The organism is Leadbetterella byssophila DSM 17132 (genome assembly GCF_000166395.1).
In the GTDB taxonomy this organism is placed as follows: Bacteria; Bacteroidota; Bacteroidia; order Cytophagales; family Spirosomataceae; genus Leadbetterella; species Leadbetterella byssophila.
Genome location: NC_014655.1, coordinates 917,120 through 932,151 on the forward strand (window position 1 = coordinate 917,120; position 15,032 = coordinate 932,151).

A 15,032-nucleotide genomic window follows, 5' to 3' on the forward strand; every position below is an offset into this window, starting at 1 on the left:
GCTACCTTTAGAAATTGAGAACCGGACTCAGCCATTTTTCTGCTTCTTCCAAGCTTATTCCTTTGGCCTTTACATAGAATTCTAATTGATCTTTTTCAATTTTTCCAAGTCCAAAATACTTTGCATCAGGGTGAGAATAATAGAATCCAGAAACCGCAGACGCAGGCCACATGGCTAAACTCTCTGTCAGATGTAGTCCTATCTGATTTTCTACATCAAGAAGATTAAAGATCTCCTTTTTAGCTAAATGATCCGGACATGCAGGATAACCCGGCGCAGGTCTGATACCTACATACTTTTCTTTGATCAGGTCTTCGTTTGTAAGAGATTCTTGGTGTTGATATCCCCAAAGTTCCTTTCTGACTTTCTCATGCAAAAGTTCCGTGAAAGCTTCCGCGAAACGATCAGCTAGTACTTTCACCATTATAGCATTATAATCGTCAAAGGATACCTCGTATTTCTTTGCTAAGTCCTCAGCTCCAAATATTCCTACGGCAAAAGTTCCAAAATAATCTATCTTCCCGCTCTCCACAGGTGCTATGAAATCAGCTAAAGAAAGGTTAGGAATACCCGCACCTTTTTTACCTTGTTGCCTTAATTGAGGAAGAGTGGCCAGGACGGTCTCTTTATCTACATGAGTATGACAGTCACAGTTGCCTTCTTTCCACCCGTACACCACTTGTACATCGTGATCCTGAGTATTTGTAGGATAAAATCCTACTACAGCTCTTGCGTCAAATGATCTGTTTTCTATGATCTGTTGTAGCATTACTTGAGCATCAGCAAAAAGCTTCTGCGCTGTAGAACCTACTTTCTCATCTTCTAAAATCCGGGGATAATGACCATGTAAATCCCAGCTTTGGAAGAATGGGGTCCAGTCTATATACTGAGAAATCTCTCTTAAGCTATAGTTTCTATACGTCTTTGTACCTCTTAAACTAGGAACCTTTATTTCATAGTTATTCCAGTCAAGAGGTAATTTGTTCTTTCTAGCCTCTTCTAGTGAAATATAATGCTTGATGCCTTGTCTTTTCTGATAATCGTCCCTGAATAAAGCATAATCTGCTTTAGTTTTCTTGACAAAATCTTCTCTCAGATCCTTACTCAATAGATTACTCACTACCGGTACGGATTTTGAGGCATCCAATACATGAATTACAGGGCCATTAAATACAGGATCAATCTTTACAGCAGTATGCGCCCTTGAAGTGGTAGCACCGCCAATGAGCAAGGGCATATCTGTCATATCTCTCTTCTGCATTTCCTTAGCTACATACACCATTTCATCGAGACTTGGGGTAATTAATCCACTGAGACCTATGGCATCCACTTGGTGTTTCTGAGCTTCTTCGAGAATCTTTTCTGCTGGCACCATAACGCCTAAGTCAATGATCTCATAGTTATTACATGCCAAAACCACACCAACTATATTCTTTCCGATATCATGGACATCTCCTTTCACGGTAGCCATTAAGACCTTGCCATTGTTTTGTTGGGTATTCCCAGATTTCAGCTTTTCCTCTTCCAAGTAGGGTAGAAGGTAGGCTACTGCCTTTTTCATTACCCTGGCTGATTTCACTACTTGAGGCAAGAACATCTTTCCGGAACCAAAAAGATCGCCAACTACATTCATTCCATCCATCAGTGGTCCTTCAATCACCTGAAGTGGGGTAGGGTATTGATGTCTTATTTCCTCGATATCTTCATCTATAAATTCAACTATGCCTTTTACTAAAGCATGTTCAATTCGTTTATTTACTGGAAGTGTTCTCCATTCTTGAATGGCCTTATCTTCCGCCTTTCCTTCACCTTTTAAAGATTCCGCTAATTCTAGAAGAACCTCTGTAGCATCATCTGTACGGTTCAACAACACGTCTTCAACCGCTTTTAGTAAATCTGCAGGAATATCATCATAAACTTCCAGCATACTTGGATTTACTATACCCATATCCATTCCGGCTTTTCTGCCGTGATATAGGAACGCCGAATGGATGGCTTCTCTTACGCGGTCATTGCCCCTGAAAGAAAAGGATACGTTACTCACCCCACCACTCACATGTACAAGCGGTAGATTCTCTCTAACCCATTTAGTGGCTTCAAAGAAAGATAAAGCATTGATTCTATGCTCTTCTATTCCTGTAGCCACAGGGAATATGTTCAAGTCAAAGATGATGTCTTGAGGGGGAAAGCCCAACTGATTGACCAGGATATCGTAAGATCGCTTTGAAATCTCTATTCTTCTTTCCGTAGTGTCAGCCTGACCTTGTTCATCAAAAGCCATCACCACTACAGCAGCACCGTATTTAAGTATAGTAGATGCTTGTCGCTTAAACTCCTCTTCCCCTGCCTTCAGTGAAATGGAATTTACTATCCCTTTTCCTTGAATACACTTCAGTCCGGCTTCTATGATCTCCCATTTAGATGAGTCTATCATTACCGGAATCCTTGAAATCTCAGGCTCCGCAGCCATTAGGTTCAGGAAGGTGGTCATGGCTTCCACACCATCTAACATACCCTCATCCATGTTAACATCAATGACATTTGCTCCACCCTCTACTTGATCCTGAGCCACGCTAAGCGCTTCATCAAATTTTCTACTCTTGATCAGGCGTAAGAACTTCTTGGAACCGGTAACGTTTGTTCTTTCTCCTACATTTACAAAACCTAATTCAGGAGTTAATGTTAAAGGCTCTAGCCCGCTTAATCTCAAAAGAGGCTCCGGTTCCGAAGGTACTCTTGGTTTATAGTTCTTTGCTAATTCCGCAAAAGCACGGATATGTTCAGGAGTAGTTCCGCAACATCCTCCCAAAATATTCACATAGCCTTCCTCCAAAAATTCTCTGACTTGCTCTGCCATGTATGCAGGAGTTTCATCATACTGACCCATTTCATTTGGAAGACCTGCGTTAGGATATACACTGACATAGCAGTTGGCCACTCTGCTTAATTCTGCTAAATAGGGCTTCATAGCTTTTGCTCCTAAGGCGCAGTTTAAGCCTATAGATAGGAGACCCGCGTGAGAAACCGAGTTATAAAATGCTTCGGAAGTTTGACCGGTAAGGGTTCTACCTGATTGGTCGGTTATAGTACCCGAAACCATAAGAGGCCTATCAAAATCAGGATCTACTGCCTTTTTTTCTTCTATGATGCTCTTAGCTGCGTAGAGTGCAGCTTTACAGTTCAGCGTATCCGTAACCGTTTCAATTAATAGTGCATCTACACCACCCTCTATTAAAGCGCGGATTTGGGTAGAAAAGGCATCCACTAACTGGTCAAAGGTAATTGCTCTAAAACCCGGATTATTCACATCAGGTGACAGGGAAGCCATTTTGGTGGTGGGACCCATTGAACCTACTACAAACCTTGGTTTTTCTGGTGTCGAATAAGCATCAGCCGCTTGGCGAGCAATCTTAGCCCCTTCATAGTTGATTTCATAAACTAAATCAGCCATGTGATAGTCATCCTGCGCCACCCAGGTACCGCTGAAGGTATTGGTTTCTATGATATCTGCGCCTGCATCTAAATATTCCTTATGTATAGCTAAGATGACATCTGGTCTAGTGATGGACAAGAGGTCATTGTTCCCCTTTACGTCATGAGGGAAATCTTTGAATCTTTCTCCTCGATAATCTGCATCACTGAGTTTGTAGCGTTGGATCATGGTTCCCATGGCCCCATCTAAAACTAAAATTCTATCTCGTAATGCCTGCCTTAATCGTGTCATAAATGAATTCCTGGTTCAAATTGCTTCCAAATGTAGGAATAAAAGATAAAAACATAAGTACATTCGGAAAAATATAGATATTTTATCTATCAAATAACTTACTTTTTTATATTTTTGTCTTCCAATCTACGTAGATCATGATTAAATTAGACGACACCGACAAAGAGATCCTTCGCCATTTACAACAAGATGCTAAACTTACCACCAAGGAATTAGCGGGAAGATTGAATCTCTCTGCTACTCCCGTGTATGAGCGTGTAAGGAGATTGGAAAACGAGGGCGTCATTAAAAAATATGTGGCTATAGTAGACAGGGAAAAGATTGGCAAAGACCTAATGGTACTTTGTAACATACGTTTGAAAGAACATGCTAAGGAGGCTGGCGCAAGGTTTGTCAATTCTATAGTTGAAATGCCGGAAGTAATGGAATGCTTGAATATATCCGGAGACTATGATTTTTTAATCAAAGTGGTAGTATCTGACATGCGGGAATACCAGTCCTTTATAATGAACAAATTAGCCTCGCTAGAGAATATAGGATCCACTCAGTCTATCTTCGTCATGGGGGAAATAAAAAATGATACTGCCTACGAACCACGTTCATGAACTAAATCATATAAACGTGTGTTTGAAAATATAAGATGAAAAAAGTAAGAAGAATAATAGCACTTGTAATGGCACTTACCGTCTTGGTAAGTTCTCATTCTTTTGCATATTATGAACACTTATGCACCATCACACAAATCAAAAAAGTATCCTTCGAACCTGAATCCTGCTACGGAAAATTAAGCGTTAGTGAGGTTCATGAAGTACCTAGCTTCAAAAAGGGTACATGTTGTGAAATCTCATTTAAGGTCAATAAAGGACACACTGCTATTCAAAGCAGCTTCAACCTAATGCCTTTTGTAGCTGTAGAAATGCAGCTGCCAGAGTTTCAATTCCTGTGTCCAACCTTAATTCCTGAGAAAAGCGAGGTCTTGGCTTCCAGTAATTCCTCGCCTCCAAGTTCTGTCCCTCTATTTATTAAGTACCGCAAACTCATACTTTGAGATTTGGATAAAAAAAACATTGCATTTTTTTATCTAAAATCTTTATTGTATGAAAATCAAGCTATTTATATATTGTATAATATTAAGCCTTAATGCGACTGCACAAAGCATCAAGGGAAAGGTTTCAGACGCCACAAATTCTGCCCTCATAGGCGTTAATGTCTCCTGGGTAGGAGACCCGGGATCTGCCGTCATGACAGACGAAAACGGCATGTTTTCCATAGTCAAATCAAACAGCACTAATTTATTATCCTTTAGCTATTTAGGATTCAAACCTGATACCTTAAAAATTATAGAGGATAAGTTCTATGTCATGGTTTTGCAAGAAGTGCAGAACGACTTAGATGAAGTAGTTGTCAAATCTGCCGGAGTGGTATTGGATAAAATGTCCCCAATACATACCCAGATTATCACCAGCAAAGAACTTGTAAAAGCGGCTTGCTGTAATCTCTCCGAGAGTTTTGAGACCAATGCTTCCATCAGTGTAGGAAATACGGATGCTGTCACCGGCTCAAGACAAATTCAACTATTAGGTATGAGTGGCTCCTACGTGCAAACTACCTTAGAAAACATACCCGGCATTCGCGGCCTAGGACAAACCTTTGGCATGAATTACATTCCGGGTACTTGGATACAATCCATTGATATTGGGAAGGGGGTAGGATCTGTCCTAACCGGTTATGAAAACATGGTGGGACAAGTGAACGTGGAACTGCACAAACCAGACAACATGGATCCTCTATTCATCAATATGTATGTCAATAATTTCGGTAGAACAGAAGGTAACATTAACCTCTCTAAAAAGTCTAAGAAGTGGTCCACAGCCTTAATTACCCATGGCTCTTTCTTAGCGTCAGAGATTGATCAGAACAAGGATAAATTTCGTGATTTACCCAAATATAACCAAATTAACGCTATAAATAGATGGAAGTATAGTGGAGAGAAGTTTATGGCACAATTCGGTATAAGGTATCTAAATGAGAATAGGGAAGGTGGGCAAACAGGATTTAAAAAGGGTGTATCGGATTTGTACGGATTCACTAATCATACCCAAAGAATAGAAGGGTTTACAAAAACCGCCTTATTATTTCCGAATGCCCCATATAGAGGTTTAGGATTGATTTTGAACGCTTCTTATCATGACAGTGACTCGAAGTTTGGCAAAACTCCATATACAGGAACCCAAAATACCCTTTACGGAAATTTGATTTATCAAGACATCCTTGGCAATACAAATCATTCCTATAAATCTGGTGTGAGCTTTCTTAAAGATGAATTTAAAGAGCAATATACTGGAATCTATTTGGATAGAAATGAACTAGTTCCCGGTGTTTTCTTTGAGTATAACTATAAATACTTGGATCGTACTTCCATACTAATCGGCGTCAGAAATGACTTTCACAATCTATATGGAAATTATTTCACACCAAGGATCCACGTAATGCAGAGTTTGGGAAATAATCATACCTTCCGACTTTCCGCAGGCAAAGGTTACAGAACTCCAAACCCCTTCGCAGAAGGTTATGGAATGTTAGTCAGCAATAGAACTGTAAGATTACTGGAGGACCTGCGTCCGGAAGAAACTTGGACCTTCGGAGGTAGTTATGTTTACCAATGGTCGCCCCAGTTGTCCATTTCCGGAGAATTTTATCATACCCGTTTCCAAAACCAGATGATTGTGGATATGGAACATGACGGATACTTGTTCTTCTACAACTTAGAAGGCAAATCCAGAACGAATAGCGCCTTAATAGAATTGAACTATGGTCCGGTGAATCGCTGGGAAGTAAAAATGGGTTACCGTTATGTGAATAACAAGCAAACCTTAGGTAAGCCAATGGGCGAAAAAGTACTTATGGATAAAATGTTCTTACCAAAGGATAGGCTACTTGTCAATGTAGCCTATAGTCTACCTTACGAAAGATGGAAATTTGATGCCACTTTGCACGTTAACGGTAAACAAAGAATACCAATGGAGCATTCTTCTATGTCCTATTACGACATGAAAACAGAATTTGCCCCGGTGTATGCGAACGTGAATGCGCAAATCACCAGAAACTTCCCTCAACTGGAAGTGTACCTTGGAGGGGAAAACCTGACCGGATTTAAGCAGAAAAACCCAATTATAGGTACAGAGAACCCTTTTGGACCAACGTTTGATGCTGGGAGGATCTGGGGACCCGTAACCGGCGCCACAGTGTATACCGGTTTTAGATACAAAATGAAATAAAAAGAACAAATAAAATCAACGTAATAACTATGAAAATCATCGTATTAAACCTATTATTAGCTCTAAGTTTCGGCGCTTTTGCGCAGAAAGGAAATGGAGATACTGTAAGTTTTGCTAGTTCTGTAAAATGCGGAATGTGCAAGAAAACTATTGAATCTAAACTAGGAAAAGAAAAAGGGGTTCAGTCTGTAAATGTAGATTTGAAGGAACATACCGTGAATGTAGTATACAATCCAAAGAAGACAAACAAGCAAGAGTTAAAAAACAAGATTTCTAAAATTGGATACGATGCTGATGAAGTAGTAGCGGACCAAAAAGCTCACGATGAACTTCCGGCTTGTTGCCAAAAAACTTCAAAATCGCACTAAAGAAAGGTCCCTTTACATAGGGACCTTTTTTCTTTACAGCCATCCGCCACCCAGCGCCTTATAAAGATTGATCTGAGCGCTTTTTCGCATCAATTCAGATTCAATCAGCTCAAATTGAACTTCCAATGCTTCCCTTTGCGTAAGCAGAACTTCCATGTAATCAGCTCTGGCATAATTAAATAATTTCTCAGAAACTTCCACCGAGCGATTTAAGGCTTCAACTTCTTGCTTTTTTAAATCTATCTTACTTTCCAAATTTTCCAAAGCTTTGACCTCTGTCTCTACTTCTATAACAGCCTGAAGAAGTGATCTCTCATAATTATAAAGGGCTTGAATTTGTTTGGCATTTGCACTCTTATAATCAGCAGTAATAGCTCTCTTGTTGATTAATGGCCCTGCCATATTCGCTCCCATTTGAAACAGAAAAGATGCAGGCTTTACCAAATAAGTAGGATTAAATGCTTGCCAACCCATTCCACCTTCAATGGCTAAAGCAGGATAGAAACGCATTTTAGCTGCATATACATCTAATTTTTGAGCTTCCAATTCTAGTTCTGCTCTTCTAATGTCCGGTCGATTCCTTAAAAGATCTACAGGTACTCCAGTCTGAAATGTAGCCAAACTAGAATTTTTGCTCCGTTCTACCTTTTGGGGCATCCTACCTACTAAGAGATTAATCCTGTTCTCAGCTTCCACGGTCTTCTGAAGTAAGTCAAAGCGCATTGCCTTGGTTTTCAAAACCTGAGCCTGGAACCTGGAAACTGCTAACTCATTAGCTCTTGTAGAATTCTTAAGCAATGAAATGATATTCAAAACCTTACTCTGCAGTTCATAATTCTGCTCAAGAATCTCCAACTGCTGATCCAAGGCCTGAAGTTCATAATAGGAATGGGCAATTTCAGCTACTAGTTGAGTTACAAGGAAATTTCTCCCTTCTACCGTACCCATGTAACGATGATAGGCAGCCTTCTTTGAAGCACGCATTTTTTTCCAAATGTCCACTTCCCAACCGGCCACTAAGCCTATCTTATAATCAGAGAAGGGCTCAGGAAATGCCTTATCGGAGGAGATGTCTAAGTTATGCTCCACAGCTCCGTCTCTAGTATATCTCCCCACCTTATCCACTGAAGCTCCTACTTGCCATTGGACATAGGGTCTATATTCTCCGGTTTTAGCATAAACTTCATTCTGTGCCACCTGAATCTCTTGCAGTTCTATGTTAAGTTCCTGGTTATTTGCAAGAGCGGAATCGATCAAAACCCTTAAATATGGATCTTGAATAAAGTTCTTCCATGGCCCCACTTCACTACTTTCTTTTCCCATTTCTGAGAAATGATTGGGCAAAAATACGGTTTGAGATTTCTCTGGAAGCTGAGGTGTTTTGCACCCCAGCATTATTCCCAGCATAACCCCACTTAATACTATTTTATTCATTTTCAATTAATTCTGATATAGGTCTTTCTGCTTCGTCTTTGATAAGTTTCCTTCCATCTGCCCAGTTTGCTACCAAATAATACAATCCCGGGATCACTACAACACCGAAGATGGTACCAAACAGCATTCCACCTAAGGCCGAGGATCCTATGGTTTTGTTACCAATAGCTCCAGCCCCTTGTGAAACCAGAAGGGGAACCAGTCCAGCGATAAAGGCGAAGGAAGTCATTAATATGGGGCGAAAACGTGCTTTAGCCCCTTCAATGGCAGCTTCATATATACTTGAACCTGCTTGCCTTTTTTGTATGGCAATTTCAAAGATCAACACGGCATTCTTACCCAGTAAACCCACTAGCATGATCAATCCTACCTGTGCGTAGATATCATTGGCTAATCCCATCATCTTTAGTAAAAAGAAGGATCCAAATACCCCCGCAGGCAAAGACATAACCACACCCAGCGGCAACAGGAAGCTCTCATATTGTGCCGCTAAGACCATATAAACGAATACCAATACCACAAGGAAAACATAAATGGATTCATTACCTCTGTTCGCCTCGTCATAGGACAAACCTTCCCAAGCTATCTTGTATCCGTTTGGAAGGGTTTTCAAAGCAGTCTCTTGAATGGCAGATATGGCATCAGCAGTAGTGTAACCGTCCGCCGGTAATCCTCGTATAGCAGAAGAGTTATACATATTGTAACGCGTGATCTCATTTGGGCCCTGGCCTTTTTTCAAGCTCATAAATGCTGAATAAGGAACCATTTCACCTTTTTCATTCTTTACAAACAAGTTCAAAATGTCAGAAGGTAATCTACGATACTCCGGTAAGGACTGTACGTACACTTTGAAGAACTGACCGAAGCGAATGAAACCTTGCTCATAAGTACTGCCTATCAATATATTAAGGTTCTCCATAGCTTTTCCTATAGAAACCCCTTTTTGCATAGCAGCTTCATTATCTATCACCAATTCATACTGAGGATAGTTCGCAGCAAAGAAGGTAAACAGACCATTCAACTCCTTCCTTTTCTTCAGCTCTGCCATAAAGTTCTGGTTAACCTTATCAAACTCAGCATAATCCGTAGTAGGATTTTGGTCCAAAAGTCGCATGGAAAATCCTCCCGAAGAGCCAAAACCCGGAATAGCAGGTGGTTCGAAAAACTCTACTGTGGCTCCTAAATTTTTCGACTTATGCTCTAACTCTTCCATGATTTCCAGGACGGTATGCTCGCGTTCCGACCAGTCTTTAAGGTTTATCAAACAGGTACCGGCATTGGATCCTCTACCTTCTGTCATAATCTCATAACCGGCCAATGAGGTCACAGACTCTACGCCGTCTACCTCTTTACAGATCTTCTGCAATTCTCTACTCACATGATTGGTCCTTTCTAAGGTAGAGCCCGGAGGAGTTTGTATGATGGCATAGATGGTACCTTGGTCTTCATTCGGTATAAATCCTCCGGCAAGGAACTTGTTCTGCACCACTATTCCTGCACAGAAAATAAGTAAGACAGCCCAGGTCAATGCCTTTCTACTCACAATAGAGGTCAGTACTTTAGTGTACTTTCCTGTAAGACGATCAAATAGTTGATTGAATTTACTCATCAGTCCATTGCTATGCCCTTCATGCTTTTTCAACAAAATGGCACACAATACAGGCGTTAGTGTTAAGGCTACTACCGCTGAAAGTACTATTGAAGAAGCCATAGTTATAGCAAACTGTCTATAGAATGTACCTACCGGACCAGACATAAAAGAGATAGGCAAGAATACAGACACCATAACGAGTGTAATAGCGATAATTGCCCCGGAAATTTCCTTCATTACCTCTTTTACAGCGTAATAGGGAGTCAAATTCTTCTCATGCATTTTGGCATGAACGGCTTCTACTACCACAATGGCATCATCCACCACAATACCAATGGCCAATACTAAGGCGAACAGCGTTACTAAGTTGATGGACATTCCGAAGACCTGAAGCACGAAGAAGGCGCCTATCAACGAAACTGGAACTGCAAGTATAGGGATTAAGGTGGATTTCCAGTCGCCAAGGAAGACAAACACCACCAAAGCCACCAAAATAAATGCATCTCTTAAGGTATGAACCACCTGTTCTATGGAAGCATCCAAAAACTTCGAAACGTCATAGGATATTTTATATTCTACGCCCGGAGGAAAATCCTTCTCCATTTCCTTAAGCTTAACTTTCACCTGGTCAATTACCTCCTTAGCATTACTTCCATAGGTTTGTTTTAACATGATAGAAGCAGCGGGATATCCATCTAAATTTGAATAGATGTCAAAGAACTCACTACCTAACTCTACTTTACCTATGTCCTTCAAGTGGATAATCTGCCCCTCGGGATTCGCACGAACGATGACATTTTCATATTCCTCCGGTTTGTTCAGTTGGCCCTTATACGTCAAAACATACTCTAATGACTGAGCAGCTAAACCGGAACTTTGTCCTATTCTTCCCGGCCTTCCAATAATACTCTGCTCTTCAAGAGCTTTCATTACTTCCTCAACGGAGATAGAATAGGCTCTCATTCTTTCCGGATTTAACCAAACCCTCATGGCGTATCTTCGGCTACCTAAAATTTGAGCCTTAGCTATGCCCGGAACCCTGGAAATCTCCGGTATCATCTTCACTGTAGCGTAATTATACAGGAATTTTTCATCTATCTTTTCGTCCTTACTATATACATTGACATACATCAACATACTGGGTTGAATGGGAGTTACAATCACCCCTTCTTTCTGAACCAACTCCGGCAACAAGGTCATCACCTGGTCCACGCGATTTTTCACCAGAACCATGGCTTCATTTGGATCAGTACCCGGTTCAAAAATGACATTCACCACCGCCTCACCCGCACTGGTAGCATCAGAGGAGATATAGCGCATACCGGGAACACCGTTGATAGCATTTTCTAGGGTGATAAGCGAGGATTTCACCAAAACGTCAGCACTTGATCCAGGATAGGCTATACTGACACTTACCGTAGTTGATGCGATTTGTGGAAACTGAGAAACGGGTAGTTGCTTCATAGCTAATCCACCCACAAACAAGATTAAGGCCGAAATGACAATAGCCAATACGGGCCGATGTATGATCTTACTTATCATTCCGCATATAGATTTAAGTCATTCATTACCTGCCTTGATGACAGGCTTTTTACTTTTACTCTTTGATTTTCTTTTACCAATCTGATCCCTTCAAGGAGAATTTGATCAGTAGCAGCCAAACCAGATTTCACCGCGTAGATATGAGGTAATTCAGCCTCTACTTCAATCTCTCTGCTTTTCACAGTGCCGTCTTTTTCTATTACGAAGACGTATTTTTTGCTTAGTATTTCGAAGGTTGCTTTCTGAGGAATCAATAAAGCTCCTTTGATAGGAGTGGAGATGACGATACTGCCCGTTTGACCATGCCTCAATAATCCTTCTGGGTTAGGGAAAGTAGCCCTGAAGGGAATATTACCTGTTTCGAAATCAAAGTCGGCTTCAATGGTTTCTACAGCCCCTTGGTAATCAAACATCTCGCCGTTAGCCATCTTTAAACCTAGTTTATTAAGATTCCCTTTCATCTCCTTTTTCATGTAGGACAAATATTCTGATTCCGGAACATTGAAATAAACCCACATCTTGCTATTATCAGAAAGTTCTGTCATCAATTCACCTTCTTCTATAAAACTCCCCAATCTGACCTGAAACTTGTTTAATATTCCATCAAATGGGGCTTTGATTAGAGTAAGATCCAAATGCGTTTTCATCAGATCCAAATCCGCTTTTGCCTTGTTATATTTGGCTTTAGCCATGGCTAGCTCATTAGGAGCAACAACCTTGTTATCTGTAAGAGCTTTGGTATTCTGATATTCTATATCCGCAAATTCCACCTCAGCTTGTGCCTTCTGTACTTCAGCCTCGTACAGATTCGGCATAATCTTAAATAGCACCTGGCCTTTTCTAACTCTTTGGCCTTCATCTACGTATATACTCTGCAAATAGCCTTTTTCCTGGGCTCTTAATTCAATGTGATTGATAGAACGAATCTGTCCTACATAGGTTTTGTGTACCACTGTATCCGCCACTAATGGAGTAGTGACAGGGAATGTGGGGTCTTCATGGTGTTCTTTTTCTGTTGCATTACAAGAAGCAAGCAGGCATACGGATATAGCAATACCCGTAAAAGAGAGCATCTTTTGATACATAAATAACAAAATGGTTGGTTAAAAAATAATACAGTAGTCCCTAGGGAAAGTGCACACTACTCCCAGGATAAATAATGGAATGAATCTCAAATCTGAAAGACTTGATAGAAGAGGAACAAAGGTTTTGGAGGTAATAAAAAACTATCTTCAAATAGTTTTTTGTCGTAGTACCACCCTTCCAAATGAAACAGGTAAGGTTTACCCGAAGGAACATCAATGGTGGCGTAGCTGTATTTTAAAGTGAGGTTTGTCTCTATAAAGGCAAAATCTGAATCAACATAGGCGGAGTGTGATTTCTCCATGTGATTTTGCTCCTGATCTAGCTCCAAAACGCTTAAATCCTGAAGAATTTCCTGGGCATGAATCTTCATCCCTGCCCCTAGAAGGAACAAGAAGATAATCAAGCCATATTTCCGAAAAACATTCTTCATCTGATTCAAATTTATAGGGGATAAATTTGTGTAATTCCTCAGTTTTAGAAAAAAATGAAGCAAATAGCAGAAAGTTTCAATTTTATATAGGCGTAGTTCAATTTGCTATCTTAAGGAATTAAAGAAATATTGTAACTTTACAAAAAAGTTGAATAGGTAATGAAGATCACATTAGACAGGGTAGATGATGCTTTCCATTTGGAAGGAAAAGGAATGTCACCTGTTGTTGTCCACCTGGATGCAGCAGAAGAAATAGGAGGAAAGAATGCAGGTTCCAGACCCATGGAGCTATTATTAATGGGACTGGGAGGCTGTACATCCATTGACGTAATCCTTGTCCTCAAGAAACAAAGGCAAGAATTGAGGGACCTTAAAATAGAGGTGACAGGAGAAAGAGAGCAGATTGAAGGTACAGAAATGAAACCCTTCAGAAAAATCAAAATACACTACAAATTCTATGGTCCTCTTGACCCCGCAAAAGTTGAAAGAGCCATAGAATTATCCATGGATAAGTATTGTTCTGCTACTGCCCAACTTAGGCCTTCAGCAGAAATCACTCACAGCTACGAGATTTTACCTTAAGCGATTCCATTAGTGAATCGCTTTTTTATGGCTTCGTTCATCAGCTTAAAGCCTTCTTCAGTTTTTTCTAAGCCTATGAAGGGCACCAGTAAGCCGGAGAAATTCTCCCCGTGAATAAGCCTGGTCTCTGCTGGAGAGACTTCCTCTAGTATGAAATAGTGCTCCCCGTCAAAAAGTCCGCTTATACCCAGTTTTCCTAGCCAGCGCAACTCTCTATTATTCTCCTTTTTTATTATAGTGGGAGAGAAGTTCATTCTTGATCCTCCAGGAGGATTGATAGAGATCTTCACCTTCTTGTTTTTCTCAATATCCCCTTCAAACCTTCGTATAAATGGATTCCAAGTTGGATATTCAGAAGTATTCAATAGGACTTCCCATACTTGATCTACTGCAGCAGGAATAAGGATTTCTGTTCTTATCTTTTTCATATCGTATTGTAATTTCATAGAACAAAGTTCAGAAATCCCTCTTCAAATCTACTTGACAAAAATCAAGAATTACAGGCGAACCAAAGGCATATTCTCATCAAACTGGATTTGAGATCTGTCCACAAAGACCATTTTCCCTCCTCGTTCATGCATAGGTGCAGCCCCCATAAACACAGAATTTCCCCTGAATTTAAAAGCCACTTCCCTAATGGAGCTTGTCCCTTCAGAGGTATAGGTATATTCCCCTATAAGTAATGAATCTTGTAGGGGACCATTAAACGTACCTATATTCTTATCCTTCTCTTTGAGTGAAATGATCAGATCACCTATGACCGGACTTCCAAATTGCTGAATTTCCAGTCGGATAGTATCATCCTTATCCTGATACATGTAAATTCCCGCTCTTGGATCTAGAGGTGGAAGTTCTTGTGTGGTTTCATAATTTTCTTTCGCTTTATTACAGGACAGGAAGAATATCCCCAGGCCTGCGCAAAGGATTAATCGGATATTTTTCATAATTATATGGATTAGTTAAACAAATATAAAACCTACATTTGAATATAAAACCC

The 15,032-nt window shown here is 40.4% G+C and carries 12 protein-coding genes; 5 read left to right on the plus strand and 7 right to left on the minus strand.

Features of this window, described 5'->3' with window-relative positions:
* Window positions 1-7: 7 nt before the first annotated feature.
* Entirely contained in the window at window positions 8-3,724 is a 3,717-nt protein-coding gene (gene metH, locus LBYS_RS04265; protein ID WP_013407660.1) for a methionine synthase, read from the minus strand.
* Window positions 3,725-3,861: 137 nt separating this feature from the next.
* On the opposite strand from metH, the gene LBYS_RS04270 reads away from it, so the two are divergent.
* The 4 genes from LBYS_RS04270 to LBYS_RS04285 are packed head-to-tail and all read left to right on the plus strand — an operon-like array spanning window position 3,862 to window position 7,370.
* Complete coding sequence (locus LBYS_RS04270) at window positions 3,862-4,329, plus strand: Lrp/AsnC family transcriptional regulator (protein ID WP_013407661.1); 468 nt, start codon at window positions 3,862-3,864, stop codon at window positions 4,327-4,329.
* 35 nt (window positions 4,330-4,364) lie between these two features.
* Window positions 4,365-4,772, plus strand: a complete 408-nt coding sequence (locus LBYS_RS04275) for an HYC_CC_PP family protein (RefSeq protein ID WP_041823432.1) — start codon at window positions 4,365-4,367, stop codon at window positions 4,770-4,772.
* Window positions 4,773-4,821: 49 nt separating this feature from the next.
* Window positions 4,822-7,002, plus strand: a complete 2,181-nt coding sequence (locus tag LBYS_RS04280) for a TonB-dependent receptor plug domain-containing protein (protein WP_013407663.1) — start codon at window positions 4,822-4,824, stop codon at window positions 7,000-7,002.
* Window positions 7,003-7,031: 29 nt separating this feature from the next.
* A complete protein-coding gene (locus LBYS_RS04285; protein WP_013407664.1) occupies window positions 7,032-7,370 on the plus strand; it encodes a heavy-metal-associated domain-containing protein in 339 nt (112 codons plus the stop codon).
* 33 nt (window positions 7,371-7,403) lie between these two features.
* On the opposite strand, the gene LBYS_RS04290 is transcribed toward LBYS_RS04285, so the two are convergent.
* The 4 genes from LBYS_RS04290 to LBYS_RS04305 form a co-directional block, all read right to left on the minus strand.
* Window positions 7,404-8,804, minus strand: a complete 1,401-nt coding sequence (locus tag LBYS_RS04290; protein ID WP_013407665.1) for a TolC family protein — start codon at window positions 8,802-8,804, stop codon at window positions 7,404-7,406.
* The gene (locus tag LBYS_RS04295; RefSeq protein WP_013407666.1) at window positions 8,797-11,937 is read right to left on the minus strand and encodes an efflux RND transporter permease subunit; all 3,141 of its coding nucleotides are present in this window, start codon (window positions 11,935-11,937) and stop codon (window positions 8,797-8,799) included. Before LBYS_RS04295 ends, LBYS_RS04290 begins: the two co-directional genes overlap by 8 nt.
* Window positions 11,934-13,022, minus strand: a complete 1,089-nt coding sequence (locus tag LBYS_RS04300) for an efflux RND transporter periplasmic adaptor subunit (protein WP_013407667.1) — start codon at window positions 13,020-13,022, stop codon at window positions 11,934-11,936. Before LBYS_RS04300 ends, LBYS_RS04295 begins: the two co-directional genes overlap by 4 nt.
* Window positions 13,023-13,108: 86 nt before the next feature.
* The gene (locus tag LBYS_RS04305) at window positions 13,109-13,453 is read right to left on the minus strand and encodes a hypothetical protein (RefSeq protein ID WP_013407668.1); all 345 of its coding nucleotides are present in this window, start codon (window positions 13,451-13,453) and stop codon (window positions 13,109-13,111) included.
* Between the two features lie 159 nt (window positions 13,454-13,612).
* On the opposite strand from LBYS_RS04305, the gene LBYS_RS04310 reads away from it, so the two are divergent.
* Window positions 13,613-14,035 (plus strand): OsmC family protein, encoded by a 423-nt coding sequence (locus tag LBYS_RS04310; RefSeq protein WP_013407669.1) that lies wholly within the window; start codon window positions 13,613-13,615, stop codon window positions 14,033-14,035.
* Here the strand turns inward: LBYS_RS04310 and LBYS_RS04315 are convergent.
* A complete protein-coding gene (locus LBYS_RS04315) occupies window positions 14,032-14,463 on the minus strand; it encodes an SRPBCC domain-containing protein (protein WP_041824179.1) in 432 nt (143 codons plus the stop codon). The genes LBYS_RS04310 and LBYS_RS04315 overlap by 4 nt on opposite strands.
* 69 nt (window positions 14,464-14,532) lie before the next feature.
* Complete coding sequence (locus LBYS_RS04320; protein ID WP_013407671.1) at window positions 14,533-14,979, minus strand: hypothetical protein; 447 nt, start codon at window positions 14,977-14,979, stop codon at window positions 14,533-14,535.
* Window positions 14,980-15,032: the final 53 nt, after the last annotated feature.

What these genes read in the sequence shown, in the direction of transcription:
- metH (WP_013407660.1), bottom strand. Translation starts at nt 3,724, where the DNA reads ATGACACGATTAAGGCAGGCATTACGAGATAGAATTTTAGTTTTAGAT.
- LBYS_RS04270 (WP_013407661.1), top strand. Translation starts at nt 3,862, where the DNA reads ATGATTAAATTAGACGACACCGACAAAGAGATCCTTCGCCATTTACAA.
- LBYS_RS04275 (WP_041823432.1), top strand. Translation starts at nt 4,365, where the DNA reads ATGAAAAAAGTAAGAAGAATAATAGCACTTGTAATGGCACTTACCGTC.
- LBYS_RS04280 (WP_013407663.1), top strand. Translation starts at nt 4,822, where the DNA reads ATGAAAATCAAGCTATTTATATATTGTATAATATTAAGCCTTAATGCG.
- LBYS_RS04285 (WP_013407664.1), top strand. Translation starts at nt 7,032, where the DNA reads ATGAAAATCATCGTATTAAACCTATTATTAGCTCTAAGTTTCGGCGCT.
- LBYS_RS04290 (WP_013407665.1), bottom strand. Translation starts at nt 8,804, where the DNA reads ATGAATAAAATAGTATTAAGTGGGGTTATGCTGGGAATAATGCTGGGG.
- LBYS_RS04295 (WP_013407666.1), bottom strand. Translation starts at nt 11,937, where the DNA reads ATGATAAGTAAGATCATACATCGGCCCGTATTGGCTATTGTCATTTCG.
- LBYS_RS04300 (WP_013407667.1), bottom strand. Translation starts at nt 13,022, where the DNA reads ATGTATCAAAAGATGCTCTCTTTTACGGGTATTGCTATATCCGTATGC.
- LBYS_RS04305 (WP_013407668.1), bottom strand. Translation starts at nt 13,453, where the DNA reads ATGAAGAATGTTTTTCGGAAATATGGCTTGATTATCTTCTTGTTCCTT.
- LBYS_RS04310 (WP_013407669.1), top strand. Translation starts at nt 13,613, where the DNA reads ATGAAGATCACATTAGACAGGGTAGATGATGCTTTCCATTTGGAAGGA.
- LBYS_RS04315 (WP_041824179.1), bottom strand. Translation starts at nt 14,463, where the DNA reads ATGAAAAAGATAAGAACAGAAATCCTTATTCCTGCTGCAGTAGATCAA.
- LBYS_RS04320 (WP_013407671.1), bottom strand. Translation starts at nt 14,979, where the DNA reads ATGAAAAATATCCGATTAATCCTTTGCGCAGGCCTGGGGATATTCTTC.